Annotated in this window: 17 protein-coding genes and 1 tRNA gene; 10 read left to right on the top strand and 8 right to left on the bottom strand. The window is 56.9% G+C overall.

Going from position 1 to position 17,457, the window contains the following annotated elements; genetic code table 11:
• The first annotated feature begins 14 nt into the window (after positions 1-14).
• Both ACK2JC_RS02915 and ACK2JC_RS02910 read left to right on the top strand, forming a co-directional pair.
• Positions 15-1,310, top strand: coding sequence for a CitMHS family transporter (locus tag ACK2JC_RS02915; RefSeq protein WP_276851149.1), 1,296 nt, complete (start codon positions 15-17; stop codon positions 1,308-1,310).
• A gap of 92 nt (positions 1,311-1,402) precedes the next feature.
• Positions 1,403-1,475: transfer RNA gene (locus tag ACK2JC_RS02910), tRNA-Gln, on the top strand.
• A gap of 74 nt (positions 1,476-1,549) precedes the next feature.
• On the opposite strand, the gene ACK2JC_RS02905 is transcribed toward ACK2JC_RS02910, so the two are convergent.
• Positions 1,550-1,951: a hypothetical protein gene (locus ACK2JC_RS02905; protein ID WP_007710971.1), complete on the bottom strand. Its 402-nt coding sequence runs from the start codon at positions 1,949-1,951 to the stop codon at positions 1,550-1,552.
• A gap of 83 nt (positions 1,952-2,034) precedes the next feature.
• Between ACK2JC_RS02905 and ACK2JC_RS02900 the strand changes: the two genes are divergently transcribed.
• The gene (locus ACK2JC_RS02900) at positions 2,035-2,307 is read left to right on the top strand and encodes a helix-turn-helix domain-containing protein (protein WP_092363098.1); all 273 of its coding nucleotides are present in this window, start codon (positions 2,035-2,037) and stop codon (positions 2,305-2,307) included.
• Here the strand turns inward: ACK2JC_RS02900 and ACK2JC_RS02895 are convergent.
• A complete protein-coding gene (locus tag ACK2JC_RS02895; protein WP_007710975.1) occupies positions 2,304-2,519 on the bottom strand; it encodes a helix-turn-helix domain-containing protein in 216 nt (71 codons plus the stop codon). The genes ACK2JC_RS02900 and ACK2JC_RS02895 overlap by 4 nt on opposite strands.
• Positions 2,520-2,601: 82 nt before the next feature.
• On the opposite strand from ACK2JC_RS02895, the gene ACK2JC_RS02890 reads away from it, so the two are divergent.
• Complete coding sequence (locus ACK2JC_RS02890; protein ID WP_276951274.1) at positions 2,602-3,027, top strand: hypothetical protein; 426 nt, start codon at positions 2,602-2,604, stop codon at positions 3,025-3,027.
• Here ACK2JC_RS02890 and ACK2JC_RS02885 read toward each other — a convergent pair.
• The 5 genes from ACK2JC_RS02885 to ACK2JC_RS02865 form a co-directional block, all read right to left on the bottom strand.
• Positions 3,022-4,563: a serine hydrolase domain-containing protein gene (locus ACK2JC_RS02885; RefSeq protein WP_276951272.1), complete on the bottom strand. Its 1,542-nt coding sequence runs from the start codon at positions 4,561-4,563 to the stop codon at positions 3,022-3,024. The two genes, ACK2JC_RS02890 and ACK2JC_RS02885, sit on opposite strands and share 6 nt — an antisense overlap.
• Positions 4,564-4,594: 31 nt before the next feature.
• Positions 4,595-5,596 carry a dipeptidase gene (locus ACK2JC_RS02880; RefSeq protein WP_276951269.1) on the bottom strand — a complete coding sequence of 334 codons (1,002 nt, stop codon included), beginning with the start codon at positions 5,594-5,596 and terminating at the stop codon, positions 4,595-4,597.
• An 8-nt stretch (positions 5,597-5,604) separates the two neighbouring features.
• The gene (locus ACK2JC_RS02875) at positions 5,605-6,204 is read right to left on the bottom strand and encodes a helix-turn-helix domain-containing protein (protein WP_024734166.1); all 600 of its coding nucleotides are present in this window, start codon (positions 6,202-6,204) and stop codon (positions 5,605-5,607) included.
• An 18-nt stretch (positions 6,205-6,222) separates the two neighbouring features.
• Entirely contained in the window at positions 6,223-7,389 is a 1,167-nt protein-coding gene (locus ACK2JC_RS02870; protein WP_320936403.1) for a MalY/PatB family protein, read from the bottom strand.
• A gap of 105 nt (positions 7,390-7,494) precedes the next feature.
• A complete protein-coding gene (locus ACK2JC_RS02865) occupies positions 7,495-8,334 on the bottom strand; it encodes a M55 family metallopeptidase (protein ID WP_320936404.1) in 840 nt (279 codons plus the stop codon).
• 144 nt (positions 8,335-8,478) lie between these two features.
• On the opposite strand from ACK2JC_RS02865, the gene ACK2JC_RS02860 reads away from it, so the two are divergent.
• From ACK2JC_RS02860 to ACK2JC_RS02835, 6 genes are all read left to right on the top strand, one after another.
• Positions 8,479-10,257: a peptide ABC transporter substrate-binding protein gene (locus ACK2JC_RS02860; protein WP_092363110.1), complete on the top strand. Its 1,779-nt coding sequence runs from the start codon at positions 8,479-8,481 to the stop codon at positions 10,255-10,257.
• A gap of 130 nt (positions 10,258-10,387) precedes the next feature.
• On the top strand, positions 10,388-11,305 hold the full coding sequence (locus ACK2JC_RS02855) for an ABC transporter permease (protein WP_007711001.1): 918 nt from the start codon (positions 10,388-10,390) through the stop codon (positions 11,303-11,305).
• Positions 11,306-11,322: 17 nt separating this feature from the next.
• Entirely contained in the window at positions 11,323-12,666 is a 1,344-nt protein-coding gene (locus ACK2JC_RS02850; protein WP_320936405.1) for an ABC transporter permease, read from the top strand.
• 20 nt (positions 12,667-12,686) lie between these two features.
• Positions 12,687-13,718 (top strand): ABC transporter ATP-binding protein, encoded by a 1,032-nt coding sequence (locus ACK2JC_RS02845; RefSeq protein WP_092363114.1) that lies wholly within the window; start codon positions 12,687-12,689, stop codon positions 13,716-13,718.
• Positions 13,708-14,682, top strand: a complete 975-nt coding sequence (locus ACK2JC_RS02840; protein ID WP_276851137.1) for an ABC transporter ATP-binding protein — start codon at positions 13,708-13,710, stop codon at positions 14,680-14,682. The genes ACK2JC_RS02845 and ACK2JC_RS02840 overlap by 11 nt, the downstream gene beginning before the upstream one ends.
• 154 nt (positions 14,683-14,836) lie before the next feature.
• Positions 14,837-16,105, top strand: coding sequence for a serine dehydratase subunit alpha family protein (locus ACK2JC_RS02835; protein WP_320936406.1), 1,269 nt, complete (start codon positions 14,837-14,839; stop codon positions 16,103-16,105).
• A gap of 402 nt (positions 16,106-16,507) precedes the next feature.
• Here ACK2JC_RS02835 and ACK2JC_RS02830 read toward each other — a convergent pair whose 3' ends face one another.
• Positions 16,508-17,158, bottom strand: coding sequence for a TetR/AcrR family transcriptional regulator (locus ACK2JC_RS02830; RefSeq protein WP_092363157.1), 651 nt, complete (start codon positions 17,156-17,158; stop codon positions 16,508-16,510).
• Positions 17,159-17,457: the final 299 nt, after the last annotated feature.

The raw sequence follows: 17,457 nt of genomic DNA, 5'->3' as shown, positions 1-17,457 counted from the left end.
AAGGGGGACATAAAATGCTTGCACTGGTAGGATTTCTGATTATAATTGTAATGATGCTCCTGATTTTCAGGAGCAAGGCGCTTCCGGCGTTCTGCTTTGCGGTGCTGCCCATCATCGGAGCGCTCATCTGCGGCTTCAGCCTGGCGGATATTTCCGATTTTATCGGAAAGGGCGTGGGTTCCACCTGGCAGACGGCGATTCTGTTCATTTTTTCCGTGACCTATTTCGGAATCATGAACGACGCGGGCCTGTTTGACAAGCTGGTGGACGGTTTGGTGAAAAAGGCTGGAAAAAATATCACTCTGATCCTGATTTTCACCTCCATCATCGCCATGATCGGCCATATTGACGGCGCGGCGGCCACCACCTACCTGATCACCATTCCGACCATGCTGCCCATCTACAAGAAGATGCACATCCGGCCCACGGTTCTGCTTCTGCTCTGCGGCGCGGCCACCGGTATCATGAACCTGGTGCCCTGGGGCGGCCCCACCATCCGCGCGGCCACCACGGCCAATGTGGACGCCACCGAGCTGTGGATCAAAATGATCCCAATGCAGATATTCGGCCTGGTCTCCCTGATCGGCATCGCAGTTTATCTGGGTATTGTGGAGACAAAACGCCTGGCAAAGCTGGGGCTGGTGGCGGCGGAAACCGAGGAGACGGACGAGGAGAAGAGCGTGGATCTTTCCTTAAAGCGCCCCAAGCTGCTGTGGTTCAACCTGATTTTCACCATTGTGCTGATCATCGCTCTGGTGCAGAAATGGCTTCCCACCTACGCGGTGTTTATGGTGGGCACCATCATCGTGCTGGCGGTCAACTATCCGGATCCCCAGCTTCAGCAGAAGCGGATCCAGGCCCACGCGCCTTCCAGCATCATGCTGACCGTCACCCTGCTCTGCGCGGGTATTTTCCTGGGCGTGATGACCCAGACCGGAATGGTTCTGGAAATGTCCAAGGTGCTCATAAGCGCCCTTCCCGTTGGGCTGCAGCGCTACCTGCACTACATTGTGGGCGCCCTGGGCGCTCCCCTGGGAATGGTTCTGGGGCCGGATCCCTACTACTACGGCATCATGCCGATTATCGGCCAGATCGTGGAGCCCTTTGGCGTCACTCTGGACACCGTGGGACGCGCTATGCTGATCGGCGAGAACGTGGGCCTGTCCGTGAGCCCGGTGGTGCCGCCCACCTTCCTGGCAATCGGTTTAGCCGGGGTGGATCTGAAGGAACACATCAAATTTTCCTTCCTGCCGCTGTGGGCGCTGAGCGTGGTAATGATGCTTTTTGCAATTATTGTGGGAATTATTTAAAAAATTAGAAAAAAATGCTTGACTAATTTTTACAGTATGATATAATAAATTCCGCAGCCGGCACTGAGGGCTGCAGAATTAAAACTGAAAATTGGGCTATCGCCAAATGGTAAGGCAACGGACTCTGACTCCGTCATTTTCTTGGTTCGAATCCAAGTAGCCCAGCTCAGAAGCCTCATGGAGTTTCCATGAGGTTTTTTTGAATGCAATGGGTCGCCGGCGCGGCCTGTGGTCCGCGCTCAGTCGATATAATTTTGGCAGTCGAATACCAGGGAGAGGGCCGGCTGGCCGTCCTCCATGCCGATGTAGATGTGGTCCGCCAGGTTCAGCGCCATTTTCATGCACTTGCAGCTGCCCGTGATGTCCAACCCCTCGGAGTTGCGGATGACGGCGTTGACGATGGGGCGGTCCTGGTCCGCAATCACCAGGACGGAGGCGGTCATCTCGGCGAAATCCCGCAGCGCAGGCAGAATGGCCGCGTCGAACCAGGCCCGGCTGCTGTCCAGCCGCGCGTGGGCGCTGGTCTGACGGATGGCCCGGATGGCTTCGGCCGCGGCTTGCAGCTCTCTGGCGGACATGGCGTCTATCTGGGAGCTGATGTCGCAGCCGGCCCCGCCTTCGGTGTAATCATAGGTTTCCATAGTAAGTTAATACCTCCTGTTGCGATTTGCTACATAATGTTATATATGTACAGCCTGTATTATAATACATCTTATTTTGGTACATGTCTACCCATATAATTAGTGTACTGAAAAAGAGGGGGTGCAGCGTGGGACGGATTGAGATAAAGCTGGAGTCGTACCTGAAGGAGCATAACTGCAGCAAGAACAGTATCTGCAAGGCATGCCTGATGCAGCGGACGCAGCTCAACAATTACTGCAAAAATAAGATCAGCAGGGTGGACCTCACCATCATGGCCAGGCTCTGTGAATTTTTAAAATGTGATATTTCGGATCTTCTGGAGTTCAAGGAAGGTGAAGAAAAAGGAGAGGACTAAGCTTCCTCTCCTTTTTCTTCCGGCACGATTCTGACAACATTCTCCACGGAACAATTCAATATGGTACACAGCTTTTCCAGGGTAAGTACCGTAACATTTTTATTGTGCTGCAGATTTGAAAGCGTTTTTTTGTCAATTCCTTCCTTGATCAGCCGATAGGTTGTGATGCCCATTTCCCTCATCGTTTGCCACAGCGGACTATAATCATACATGGTATTTCACCTCATCACTAACTATAAGTGGCAAATTTCATCTTGAATATACTGAATATAGTCGGTATAATGAAGCAAAATTATGGAGGAAATGGAAAGGGAACAGTACGATTATCGAAAAACGGAAAAACTGGAGGAAACGGTGTACGCGGAGTTTGAGGCCTTATCACCCGGGCAGCGTATGCAGGTCTGGGAGTCGATTCAGGACGTGAAGCGAGGGGCCGAAGCGGATCGGCTGGCCAGGGGCCGGCAGTGGTTTGAGAAGGCGGTTCTGCCTGCGCTGCGCGGCTTTGCCAGAGCCAGCTCTTCGCTTCTGGAGGTGGAGTGGGACAGCGACGGCAGCATCACTGCCGCCTTTCGATGCGCGGACGATCTGCGGATTGCAGAGAGCTGCCGCAGCCTGCGCGTTGCCCTGTTTATGGCGGAGGATATCCTGATCAGCCGGGACGGGGACGAGCTGGTGCTGGCGCTCATCTACGACAGCGGATCCGTCCTGTCCGCCCTATAAGGCCCGGCAGACCATGTGCCGCGCCCGGTAGCCGTCCAGGGAGATTCCACCCTGGCAGGGCGTGACATACATCACAAAGTCCGGGCCGAAACCGAAGATTCCTCGCTGGTCCGCGGTAAAGTACAGGGGCGTTGTCCCGTAGCGCGGGTGGGAGATCACAAGACCTTCGCCCTCCCGGCTGATCTTTAACATGCAGAGGGTCTCGTCCTGGTAGTAATCCCCCGGACGCAGCGGGCAGTCCACCGGAGCGGTCTGCTGCGCCCGGCGCAGGGCGGCGGTCCTGGTGGGCAGCCGGTGCTCCAGGGTATCGCCGTGGAACACCAGGTATTCGTCCAGGGAGCCAATCCGGTAGGAGCCGTTTTCCTGTGGGATCAGTGGCGCGGGTCCGTACTCGCGCTTCATGTAAAACGCTCCGTCCTGCTCCGTGATCTCCATCACAACCGGATCGTCCGGAAGCGCGGTCACGAAGAGGCCGGGGCAGGCCGGGCAGGCGTTCTGCACGTCTGCGGCATTGGAATCGGGCTCCAGCCCCAGGGCCAGGGCGGCCAGCTTCTTGGCAGCCACGGAGGCCATGTAAGTGGTGGTGTTGCTGAGCAGAACCACCTCCAGCTCCTTCTCGGGAATCCACAGAAGCTGGGCGCGGTAAGCGGCGTCCGCGCCTCCGTGCTCGTAGACCTTGAGGCCGTTCCAGACATGAGTCATCATGCCGCCGCAGTATTCGATCTCACTGCCGTCCTTGAGCACAGCTGCGGTGAGAATGGTTTTTACCGTCTCGGGGCTGAACAGGGAGGGATTGCGGTACTCGTCCAGTATTTTGATCAGATCCCGGGCGCAGGTGTTGACGCTGGTGGGCCCGTACAGGGAGTAGTTAAGCGGGTTGTAGTAGTAGGTTCCGGTGCCGTCGTCCTGGTAGGAGTAGGCCAGCCCCGGGATGATCTGGCTGTAGCTGCCCCGCACCAGGGTGCTGTCCATGTGCAGGGGCTTAAAGATGCGCTCCCTCACAAACTGGGGGAAGCTCATGCCGCTTAAACGCTCCACGATCACGGACAAGAGGTGAAAGCCCGTGTTGCTGTAGAGATAGCCCTCCTGGGGCGGGAAGTTCAGCGATTTCTGCAGGCGGATGGTCTCGTTCACGTCCTCCATGTCGATGGAGTCGTTGATCTTGATCCCCCGCATGAACAGCAGCTCCCACTGGTCCCGGATGCCGCTGACGTTGTTGAACATCTGGCGCAGGGTCACCGGCTCCTCAAAGCGGATCAGGTCGCCCACATAGCGGCGGATGTCGTCGTCCACACTCAGCAGGCCGTCCTCCTGCAGCAGCAGAACGGAGAGCACGGTAAACTGCTTGGAGATGGACGCGATGTGAAAGATGCTCTCCGGCGTGATGGGAATCCGGTTTTCCAGGTTCCCGTAGCCAAAGCAGCCCTCGTAGAAGGTTTCCCCGCCTTTGCGGATCAACACCTGTCCGCCCGGGCAAAGCCCCTCTGTCCATCTCGATAATATCTGTCTCACATTTTCTTCAAGGTTCTGATTCATGATTTCCTCCTGATGGTTCCGGCAATGTGCATCATTTCGCCTCTAATCTTCTAAACAGCTCCAGCCAGTTTTCTCCGGCGATCTTTTTCAGGCGCGTTTCCCCGTAGCCGTGGTCCGCCAGCCGGCCGATAAATTCCGGCAGCGCCCCGTGGCCGCCCACCAGATCAAAGGACACGTAGGGCATCCTTGCCAGATCCTGGGCCGAGCTTCCGGTCAGGAACTGATCGCAGAAGTCAAAGCCGAAGCCCACGTGGTCCTCGCCCATCACATCGATCATGTGATCCAGGTGTTCGATGAGTTTTTCCTGGCTGGCGCCCTCCTTTGTCTCCGAGGCGATGATGCTGCAGCCGTTTAAGCCTGCCAGCCCGCTCCTGCGGGCGATCTCAGCCATCTGGGCGTCGGTCAGGTTGCGGTTGTTGGAGGCGATGGCGCGGGCGTTGCTGTGGGTGGCGACGATGGGGCAGGAGGTATGGTTCAGCACGTCCTCAACCCCCTCGTCGCTCAGGTGGCTGATGTCGATGAGCATGGAGAGCTTTTCCGCCTCCCGGACCAGGTCCAGGCCAAACTGGGTCAGCCCGCCTTTTTTCAGTCCGCCCATGAAATCGCAGCCGTCCGCAGCCTGGTTTCTGCGGCTCCAGGCCAGTCCAAGGCCCCGCACCCCTGCGGCGTAAAAGCTGTGGAGCAGCGTCAGGGAGGAGACGGGCTCCGCCCCCTCAAAGGACATGAGCACGCCCAGCTTTTTGCTGCGGGCCGCCTCCTCGAAGTCCGCCGCGCAGGTGCATAGCATGAGAATGTCCGGGGACTCCGCGATCTCGCAGTGCAGCGCGCCCACCTGCTCCATGGCGTCCTCCAAGGCGCCGTAGGGCAGGCGGCAGCTGTCCACAAAGATTGAGGCGACCACGCCCGTCACATGTCCGGCCGCGAAGGCGGGGTAGAAGCAGCGGCGTATCACCTCCCGCTCCCCGTTCCGTCTGCGCTGGCAGACATCCCCGAGCATGTCGAAATGCCCGTCAATGGTGTATTGAATATTCATAAGTCCTCCTAATAGATCAGGTCTGAGAAGAATACGATGCACTGGGCATCCTTCAGGCCGGTGTTCAGATAGTTGTGAAGCGTATTCTGGGGAATGTAGAGACAGTCCCCGGTGCCGGCGTCGTACACATGGGTTCCGATGTGAACCTCCAGCTGTCCCTCTGTGATCAGCACGGTTTCGTCCATGTTCTGGTGCAGGATCATAGTCTCCGTGACCCAGCAGCCGGGCTTTAAGGTGACGAAAAGCCCGGTCATGCAGGGTTTGTGGTTATCCGGCAGCCGGTCCGGCGTGAAGATCGAGTAGGCCGTGTCGATCTCCGGTATTTTCATGGGAACCCGCTGGTCCCTGCGGAGTATGTAACCGGGACCGTAGGGCGTGTCCTGATCCGGCGAGTGGGACACGGCGGTCTCATTTTCCTGGCCCATAATCAGGTAGACCTCGGAACAGCCGAGGCAGGCCGCGATTTTCCGCAGAGCGGCCAGGGATGGTTCCTTTTGATTGCGTTCCAGCTGGGAAATATATCCGATGCTGTAACCAGTCTCCCGGGCCACCTGGGCCAGCGTGTATCCCTTTTTCTTCCGTTCTTCACGAATGCGGTTCCAATTCATAGTCATTTCCCCCGTTTGTCAGCGCGCTTTTACCGCCCGTTCGATCCGTGACAGGCCTTCGTCCAGAAGCGCTCTGGGACAGCCGATGTTGAGGCGCATAAAGGTATCGGCCTGCTCGCCGAAGCGGTAGCCCATGTTCATGCGCACCTTGGCCTTTTCCAGGAAAAACTGGTTCAGCTCCTCATTTTTCAGCCCAAGTCCCACGCAGTCCAGCCACAGCAGATAGGTGCCCTCGGGCACGCAGACCTTGATTTCGGGGATGTTTTTGCGGATATAGTCCACCGCGTAGTCCCGGTTGGCCTCCAGGTAGACCAAAAGCTGGTCCAGCCAGCCCTCGGCTTCGTTGTAGGCCGCGGTCAGGGCGGTCATGCCGAACACGTTGCTCCCAAGGTCCATGCAGCCGTCGTAGATGGCCATGTAGGCGTCCCGCATCCGGGGATTGGGGATCACCACGTAGGACTGGCAGAGCCCCGCCAGGTTGAAGGTCTTGCTGGGCGCGTAGGCGGTCACGGTGCGGTTCGCCATGTCCTCGGACAGGGAGGCGATGGAAATGTGCTCGTGGCCGGAGTAGATGAAGTCCGCGTGGATCTCGTCGGAGACCACGATCAGGTCGTGGCGTTTGGCGATGTCCGCCAGGGCGGTCAGCTCCTGGCGGGTCCAGACGCGGCCCGCGGGGTTGTGGGGATTGCACATCATGATCATCTTGGTGCGCTTGTCGATCTGGGCCTCCAGGCGGTCAAAATCGATGGTGTAGTAGCCGTTCTCGTCCTTGGACAGCTGGTGGTTTACGATCACCCGGCCGTTCTCCCGCACGGAGTTGTAGAAGGGGCGGTACACCGGCGTCATGATGATCACCCGGTCGCCGGGATTGGTGAAGGCCAGCACGCTCATGGACAGAGCGGGAACCACGCCGGGGCTGAATTCCACCCACTCCTTCTCAATGTTCCAGTGATAGCGGCGTCCCACCCAGGAGGTGATGGCGGAGAGCAGGCCGTCGCCGTGGAATGTGTAGCCGTACACGGGGTGGCGCAGGCGGCGCTCCATGGCGGCCTGAATCTCGGGGGCCACCGCGAAGTCCATGTCAGCCACCCACATGGGATGGATGTCCGGGCTGCCGTTGTCGTCCCATTTCAGGCAGTCGGTGCCGGTGCGGTCAATGATTTCATCAAAATTATACTGATTCATAATGGATTCTTCCTTTCGTATTGTATACAGTATGCATATATGCGGATCATAATTTGGGAGGCGCGGGGCAGCGGCGACGGGCAGCGCAGTGCCGTGTGGCCGCCCTTATGCGATTCCGGCCAGGCCGGTGATGGCGGAGATGGCGCATTCCACCTCGGTCATATTCTGACAGATCACTTCGGCCTCCGTGCCACTGATCCGCTCCACCATGGGCAGCTGGGCCACCATCTCGGCCATGGCGGTGGTTTTAAAGTCGATGGCCAGGCGGATGGGCGCTTTCACGCGGTAGAGGGGCAGGGCCTTTAAGTCGGATTCCAGCACCCGCTTTACGGCCGCGGCCGTGTCCTCCCGCAGCTTCTTCTGCGGCGGGAACTTGGCGGCGTAGCGGGACAGGCTCTCCTTGGTGGTCACAAACTCCACCCAGGGCATCTGCTTCTGGTCGATGAGCTGGCGGCGCAGACCGGAATCCCCGGCCACCAGGGCCACCGGCACCCCGTAGTCCCCGGCCAGGGCCGCGTTGGTGGTGGATTCGTTCATATAATGGCCGTTGATCTTAAGGCAGCCCACGGCGCGGCCGGAAAAGCTGTGGTCCATGTTGGCCAGGGGCTCGCCGGGACCCGCGTGGTAGCCGGCCAGAAAGACCACGTCGTAGCTTTCATCCAGACAGGACATCATGAAGTGCTTGCGCGGGGAACCGCTGACCAGGCTGATCCGCTCGTCCATGGCGCAGAGCTCATCATAAGAAAGGTTGGTGCCGCTGCCGTGGGAATCGGAGATGGTGATCTCCTCCACGGAGCCGTTTACGGCCGACTGGTGTATGCCGTCTATGATCCAACGGATCTGGTTGTGAAGCGCTCTTCGAAATGAAGGAACCTCCTCCTTCTCCTGGAAGGGGGCGGTGATTCCGGCCATGCCTTCCATGTCCACCGAAATATAAATTTTCATATGCTTCCTCCTGCAAAATTGGGGTCGAAATGACCTGAAATATAAAAATATTATAATCGTACAAGAAAATAAAGTCAATATATTGACAAAATAAACAAAAATAATTATACTATAGGTAAAAATGAGCACAGAGGAGGATATGCTATGAAAAAAAGAATGTTAGTTTCACTGCTGCTTGCCACTGCGGCCGCGGCGACGCTTAGCGCCTGCGGTTCCGGTTCCAAGCCGGCCGAGACCCAGGCCACCACGAATCAGGGGGGAGGGGACATAACTTCCGCCGCTGAGGAGGAGACCGAAGCTGAGGCAGAGGAGGAGGCTTCCGCCGGTTCCGACCGCTATCTGGTCTGGCGCCTGAACAAGGAGCCCAAGCTCTGGGACCCCACTAACAATTCTGAATCCATTTCGGATGCAATCGTGAAACAGCTGTTTGAGGGACTGACCGTCTCCACGTCCGACGGCTTTAAGCCGGGGATCGCAGAGTCCTGGGACGTTTCCGAGGACGGCAAGACCTACACCTTCCATTTGAGAGACGACGCCAAGTGGTCCGATGGAGATCCCGTTACCGCCAAGGATTTTGAGTATTCCTGGAGAAGAATCTGCGATCCGGATTACGCTTCCGAGGCGCTGCAGGCCATCACCGACTATGTGGTGGGCGGCCAGGAGTATTTCGACGGAACCGGCTCCTATGACGACATCAAGGCTACGGCCATTGACGACTACACCTTCGAGGTCGTGTTAAAGAACGTGACCCCCTACTTCCCGCAGCTGGTTGCCAACGACGTTTACCTTCCGATCAAGAAGGACGTTGTGGAGGCGGCCGGAGAGGGCTGGGAGAAGAAGCCGGAGACCTGCGTCAGCAACGGACCGTTCATGCTGGAAGAGTATCAGGTAGGTTCCCATTTCCTGTTCAAGAAAAACCCCAACTATTATGACGCGGATTCCGTGAAGCTGGCGGGAGTCAAGGCCGTGATCATCACCGACGACAACACCGCTTACCAGGCTTACCAGGCGGGCGAGATCGACGTGATGGACAACCTTCCCTCCGAGCAGATCCCCCAGATCGTGGCGGAAGATCCCAACGTAATCGTCAGCGCCGACACCGGAGCTCAGTTCATGAACTTCAACGTGGACAAAGCGCCCACCGACAATGTGCATGTGCGCAAGGCCATCGCTTACGCCATCGACCGCAAGCAGATCGTGGAGCAGGTGTTAAAGGACGGCAGCGTTCCGGCCAGCGGCTTTATCGCACCCACCTGCCAGAAGACCGACGGCGGCTCCTTCAGAACCATGGAGAGCGACGGTTATCCGGCGGAAGAGTACGGAATCAACCCCAGACAGGCCAATGTTGAGGCTGCGAAGCAGGAACTGGCCGAGGCCGGATATCCCGACGGCAAGGACTTCCCGGCTCTGGAAATTACATACGCCAACAACGACCGCAACAAAAAGACCTGTGAGGCCATTCAGCAGATGCTGGAGGACAACTTAGGAATCACCGTTACCCTGCGCGCGGAGGAGTCCAGCGTGTTCACCTCCACCAAGAACAAGGGCGACTACCAGATGGCCACCGGCGGCTGGACCAACAGCCCCTACGATGCCAGCGGACTGATCAAGCTGTTCTACTCCCAGAACGGCAACAACACTCCCCAGTGGAGATGGAAACCGTACACCGGAGCTCCCCATGACACCACCTTAAACCCGGGCAACGAGGCGTTTGATATCGCGTTTGACAAGGCTCTTGCGTCCCAGGGCGCGGACCGTGACAACGCCTGGATCGAGGCGGAGCAGGCTCTGATGGCGGATATGCCGGTTACCCCGCTCTACTATCCGTCCTATACGGCGGTGGTCAACGAGGACCTGGTCGAGGATGTTGAGCTGACGGCGAGCAATACCTTTATGTTCAAGTCAGCCAGTGTGATTGAATAAGCGGACAGACTGACGGAGGCCGGTAGGGATACCCTTTGCCGGCCTCCCGTTTTTACACGCGCCGCATGCGTTTGTGCGGAACCGGGCCCCGCCCTGTTTCGTGCCTGATGTACACGAAAGGAGCCAGAAAATGCTTCGATACATATTAAAGCGGGTCGTATCCGCGATTATCACCATTTGGTTTATCATGACCCTCACGTTCTTCCTGATGAAAGCCATCCCGGGCGATCCCTTTTCCTCAGAAAAAATGGCGGACCCCGTGATTATTGAAAATATGAAGGCGAAATACGGGCTGGACCGCCCGCTGTCCGAACAGTATGTCAAATATCTGTCCGATTACGCCCACGGCGATTTCGGAATTTCCTTTATGAAAAAGGGACTCACGACCAACGACATCATTTCCTCCGGATTTCCGTACTCCCTGACCATCGGAATCTGGGCCTCCGCCATCGTGCTTCTGGTGGGAGTGTTTTTTGGGATTATCGCCGCGCTGCGGCAAAATAAATTCGTGGACCGGCTGCTCATGTTCCTGTCCACCCTGGGCGCCACCATACCCAGCTTTGTGTTTGCCACGGGCTTTTTGTTCGTGTTCAGCAAGATTCTGGGCCTGGTGCCCTCCTATGGCGTGAACAACTGGAAGGGTTACATCGGTCCGGTGATCGTCAGCGCCCTGTTCTCGCTGGCCTACGTGGTGAGGCTCATGCGCACCTCCACCCTGGACGTGCTGAATCAGGATTACATCCGCACCGCCAGAGCCAAGGGGCTGCCGGAGTGGAAGGTGCTGGGAAAGCACGCCATGCGCAACGCCATCCTTCCCGTGGTCACCTATATCGGGCCTATGTTCGCGGCTCTGATCACCGGCTCCTTTGTGGTGGAGAAGGTGTTTGGCATACCGGGAATCGGAAACCTGTTCACCAACAGCATTTTAAACCGCGACTACACCCTGATCATGGGCATCACCGTGTTCTTCTCCGTGATCCTGGTGATCTGTATTCTGGTTGTGGATATCCTTTATGTGCTGATTGACCCGAGAATCAAGTATCAATAGGTGTTAGGAGACAGAGCATGACAAATGAAAACGAGCTGAACAATCTTCCTGCCGAGGTCTGGGAACCTCTACAGCAGCAGGAAAAAGATGCAGAGAAAATTGAAAGGCCCAGCCTCACCTTCTTCCAGGACGGTTGGAGACGGCTGAAGGCCAACAAGGTGGCCATGGTTTCCATGATCGCCATTGTCGTCATCACCCTGGGAGCCATCGTGATCCCCTGGTTCTGGCCCTACAGCTATAAACAGCAGGATTTAAACCTGGCCAATCTGCCGGCGGTTATGAAGGTGTACCCGGTTGACGAAGAGAACAGTATCTATGTGACGCCCCAGTATATGCTGATGGTGGTCAGTCCCAAGGGCGAGCTTAAGGGGCTGGCGGAGGCCACCCGCAAGGACATGGCCCAGAAAAAGAATTATTTCGACATCAACGGCAAGGCGGTTGTGGTCGACTACAGCTTTTATTCCGACGCGCTGAAGGAGTACAAGAAGCTGGAGAAATCGGCGAAAAAGAGCGGGAACAACATGGTCCAGGTGAAAAAAGCCGATTATCTTAAGGAGTATTTCGAGGGCACGGACACCAAGGAGATCAGCCTGAGCGAGGCCCAGGATATTCTGGAGAACAAGATGGCCCGCACCCAGGTGACCTGCGACGGGAAACCGCTGACCCACCAGGTGAGCGTCAAGAACCAGACCTATCTTCTGGGCACCGACGGCCTGGGCCGCGACCTGTTCATCCGGATCGTGTACGGCGCTCGAATCTCCCTGTTAGTAGGCTTTTTCGCCGCCTTCATCAACTTTGTGGTGGGCGTGTTCTACGGAGCCATCGCGGGGTACGCGGGCGGACAGACGGACAACATCATGATGCGTATCGTGGACGTGCTGGACTCCATTCCCATGACGCTGTACGTGATTCTGATCATGGTGGTGGTGGGGCCGGGTATCGTGTCCATTATCCTGGCGCTGGGCCTGACCTTCTGGGTGAAGATGGCCCGGATCGTCAGAGGGCAGGTGCTGACCTTAAAGCAGCAGGAGTTCGTCAAGGCGGCCATCGTCACCGGCGCGGACACCCGGCGGATCATCACCAAGCATCTGATCCCCAACATGATGGGTCCCATCATGGTAAACATCGCAATGCAGATTCCCAGCGCCATTTTCAACGAGGCGTTCCTCAGCTTCGTGGGTCTTGGAATCTCGGCGCCTATGGCTTCCTGGGGCACGCTGTGCAACGACGCTCTGGCCGGAATCTATGTGTATCCGTACCAGATGGTGTTCCCGGCCATCGCCATTTCCGTAACCATTTTGACATTCAACCTGTTCAGCGACGGACTCAGGGATGCCTTTGATCCGAAGCAGAGAAAGTAAAGATAGGAAGGAGCGGTACAATGAACGAAGAATTATTGGAAGTAAAAGGGCTGCACACTTCTTTCTTTACTCATCTGGGGGAAGTAAAGGCCATCCGCGACGTGAGCTTTTCCGTCCATAAAAACGAGATCGTGGGTATTGTGGGAGAGTCCGGCAGCGGAAAGAGCGTGACCAGCTTGTCAATCATGGGACTTTTGGCCCATCCCGGCAGAGTGACCGGGGGCCAGATTCTCTTTAAGGGCGAGGACCTGACCAAGGTGAAAAAGGGCCGCATGAGGAAGATTCAGGGCAACCAGATTTCCATGATTTTCCAGGACCCCATGACGTCCCTAAATCCCCTGTTCACCATCGGAAACCAGATTACCGAGGCCATTCTGACTCATCAGAAGATGACCAAGGCGGAGGCGAAGAAACGGGCAGTGGAGATGCTGAAGCTGGTGGGAATCCCTTCCCCGGAGAAGCGCTACGAGTCCTTTCCCCACGAGTTTTCCGGCGGTATGCGCCAGCGCGCCATGATCGCCATGGCTTTATCCTGCGAGCCGGACCTTTTGATCGCGGACGAGCCCACCACGGCCCTGGACGTGACCATCCAGGCTCAGGTTTTGTCCCTGATGAAGGAGCTCAACGAGCGCCTTGGGACCGCCACCATTCTGATCACCCATAACCTGGGCTGCGCCTCCAGCATCTGCGACAAGATCATCGTAATGTACGGCGGCAAAGTGATGGAGGAGGGGACCACGGAGGAAATCTTCTACGAGCCCAGACACCCTTACACCATGGGACTGTTGAATTCCATCCCCAAAGTGACGGGGGAGGAGTCCAAGCAGCGCCTGATTCCCATTCTCGGCACGCCGCCGGATATGCTTAATCCGCCCACCGGATGTCCGTTCTACCCCAGGTGCCAGTTTGCCATGAAGGCCTGCGCCTCCATGCCGGTGCCGGAGCAGTATTTAAGCGAAACCCACCGGGTGAGCTGTTTTATGTGCCATCCTCAGGCTCCGTCCAACCCAATGTATGAGGCACAGAAGGGAGGAATCCGCCGTGACCAATGAGATTTTGCTGGAAGTAAAGAATTTAAAAATGTATTTCGAGAACCGGAAAGGGCTTCTGGGAAAACAGATTGAGTACGTGAAGGCGGTGGACGACGTTTCCTTCCAGATCCACAAGGGGGAGACCATCGGTCTGGTGGGAGAGTCCGGCTGCGGAAAATCCACCACCGGCTACTCCATCATGCGCCTGTACAAGCCCACGGCCGGGCAGATTCTGTTCAAAGGAGTGGACTTAGCGCCCATGAGCGCCAAGGAGGTGTGGCCGTACCGGAAAAATCTGCAGATGATTTTCCAGGACCCCTACGCTTCGTTAAATCCCCGCATGACCGTGTCGGACATTATCGGGGAACCCCTGGACATCTACCATCTGTACGAGGGGAAGGAGCGGCAGGCGCGCATCTATGAGCTGCTGGCCACCGTGGGCCTGGGCAAGGACCACGCCAGCCGATATCCCCACGAGTTCTCCGGCGGCCAGCGCCAGAGAGTGGGCATCGCCAGAGCGCTGGCTGTGAACCCGGAGTTTATCGTCTGCGACGAGCCCATTTCCGCCCTGGACGTGTCCATTCAGGCCCAGGTGGTGAATATGCTGGAGGATTTGCAGGCCGAGCTGGGGCTAACCTACCTCTTTATCGCCCACGACCTGTCCATGGTGCGCCACATTTCCCGCAAGGTGGGCGTGATGTACCTGGGGTCTTTGGTGGAGTTCGCCGAGACCGAGGAGCTCTACACCCACACCCTGCACCCCTACACCCAGGCCCTGATGTCCGCCGTGCCGGAGCTGGACCCGGCCATCAGCAAGACCAAGAAGGTGCAGATGTTAAAGGGCGATATCCCCAGCCCCATCAACACGCCGCCGGGCTGCAAGTTCGCCTCCAGATGTCCTCACGCCACCGCACGCTGCGCGGAGGAGCGGCCGGAATTCCGGGAGGTATCGCCGGGGCATTTCGCGGCATGCCATTTGATATGAATGTAATGGGCCGCCGGCGCAGCCTGCGGGCGATTGCGTAGGATTTGAAAAAACATTGAACAAAACACCGTCCGGGTGTAAGATGATAAAAGCCGCCGCGCTGAAAGCAGAGCGGCTTTTCAGCTAAGTAAAACAGGGAGGTAGAGAGATTACCATGCATGAATTGACAGAACTGATTAAAAACGATATGAAACCGGCGCTGGGCGTGACGGAACCGGGGGCCATCGCCTTTGCGGTGTCCACTGCCCGTTCCTATTTAAAGGGGGACGTGAAAAAGATCCTTTTGAAGCTGAACAGCGGGATGTACAAGAACGCGTACACCTGCGGGATTCCGGGAAGCAGCCATGTGGGCAACCTTTACGCGGCGGCCCTGGGGGCAGTGGCCGGGGTTCCCGAAAAGGGGCTGGAGAGTCTGGCGGATGTGACCGAAGCCAACAACGAGGCTGCTGAGAAAATGGTGGCCGCCGGGATGGTGGAGGCACAGATGTCGGAGATCACCAGCCGCATATTCATCGAGGCGTCGGTGGAGACGGAGAGCGGGGAGGCCGTGGTGACCATCCGGGATTCCCACACCAACATTGTCCGGATCGCGGTGAATGGGGAGGTGGTGTTCTCGGGGGAGGAAAAGCGCGGAAATGAGGCGGTGGAGAAGCCGCTGATCCACTCCTATACCCTGGAGCAGATTTATGAGTATAGTTCCACGGTGGATGTGGAGGAGATCCGGTTTATTATGGATGCGTTTCAAATGAACTATGAGCTGTTTGAGGAGGGACTTGAAAATCCCAGGACGACCTACGCCCGGTATCTGCTTAAGAAGAACGGGGGAGAGATTTTCTCGGAGGATGAGCAGAAGACGGCGTCGCTGCTGTGCAACGCGGCCATCGAGGCCCGGGTGATCGGGCTTGACAAGCCGGCTATGAGTATTACGGGGTCCGGGGCCCACGGGATTATCGCCACGCTGCCATTGTACGCGGTGGCGAAGGTGAAGGGGCTGCCGGATGAGAAGCTGCTGCGGGCTACGGCGCTCAGTTACCTGGTTTGTATGTATATTAAGGAGTATTCCGGGAAATTGTCGGCGTTCTGCGGGTGCGGGATCGCGGCGGGCACGGGAATGGCCTGCGGACTGGTGTATTTGAAGGACGGAACGGTGGATATGATGGCTAAGACGATCAATAATATGGCCAGCAGTCTGACCGGGATGATCTGCGACGGGGGAAATAAGGGATGTACCATGAAGGGCGTTGTGGCGGTGGACGCGGCGTTCCAGTCGGTGGATTTTGCCATGCAGGGGATTTTTATTGATAATGTGCATGGGATTAACGGGATGACGCCGGAAGAGACCATGCATAATATGGGACTGATCGCTTCGCCGGGGATGGTGGAGACGGAGGGGGTGATTGTGGGGATTATGAGGGAGAAGTAGAATTGATACGCAGCCGGGGGAAGGGGTCGAGGAAAAGAACCGGGGAGCGGGCAGGGCCGTCTGGCTCATAGTCCGAACCGGGGGATGGCTCTAAGCCCGGAGAGGGCGCTCCGCAGGGGGATCGGGAAAACTACGGCGCAGGCCTGATGCCTGCCCCTCCGTGTTCCCTTTCGCTCGGGCGTGGAGCGCCCTCCCTCACCCCCTGCTCCGCACCCTCTCCGGGCTAAGAGCCATCGACCCTCTCGGAAAATCGCCAGACAGCCTGCCCGCCCCCGGCTCTTTTCCGGCTAGGGATTGGGCCGGCTGCTGGCGGTTCCACGGTTGAGGGGGAGAGAAAGAAAATAAACTGCTGTACCGATGTCGGGTGTGATGTCGGGGCGGCAGTTTTTTTGATGCTGGGGGTTATTGGAAGATCGAGTTGGTTTCCGGCTCGTGGGTGTCGGCGAAGTGGAAGGCGGAGCGGATGTTTTCCTGGATGGTCTGCTCGTCCAGTTTGCAGAGGGCGCCGATCAGGTAGATGTGGTAGTAGCAGTATTGGTCCAGGGTCATGGAGACGGGGTTTTCCTGGTAGACGGAAAACAGACGGGAGCGGGCGCCCATGTCCATGTAGGCCTTCATCTGCAGGTCCGCCATGTCGTAGGATTTGTGGAAATCCTGCTCGATCTGCTCGTAGATGTGGGACACCATGTTGATCTTGTGGGTCTGCCACTGGGTCTGCTGATCCTTGTGGTAGAACAGCTCGATGTTCCGGGGCGTGCGCATGATCCGGCGGTAGGCGTAAATGTACATGATGCAGTAGCGCCAGTAGATGTTGCGGTATTCGTCCGGATAGGAGTCGATATAGGCCTTCAGCTGATTGAAGAAGTCGTCGATGAAGATCTCCATGATCAGGAATTTGTTTTTAAAGTGGTAGGTGATGCTGCCTTTGGTGATGTTAAGCTCATCGGCGATCTTCTGAAAGGTGGTGCCGCTGTAGCCGTACTCCAAAAACATGCGCCCCGCTACCTGCAGAATCTGCGCTTTCAGGTTTGTGTTCTCTGCTTCGTTTGCCATTTCCAATTCCCCATTTCCTGTTTGCTCGCGGCTGCGCGGCCAGGCGCGCGCTTGGTTTTATTATACCGGGAAAATACCTCCGGCGCAAGATTGATGGGGATGTTAATAATTATGCTATACAAAATGTAATATGTATTGTTGGTAGTATGACATAAAAGATCATGAAAAGGCGATATTGCTGTGAAAAAATAGCGAAAATCACAAAAAAGTGTTGACGAATGGCGAAAAAGGCCGTAATATAGGTGCTATACAGAATGCATTTTGTATAGCATTAAAAATGGGCTGCAGCCATTTTTTTG

Source organism: Enterocloster lavalensis (assembly GCF_046603895.1).
In the GTDB taxonomy this organism is placed as follows: domain Bacteria; phylum Bacillota; class Clostridia; order Lachnospirales; family Lachnospiraceae; genus Enterocloster; species Enterocloster lavalensis.
The sequence above is the reverse complement of the archived record's forward strand: the minus strand, read 5'-3'. Positions and strand labels throughout refer to the sequence as shown.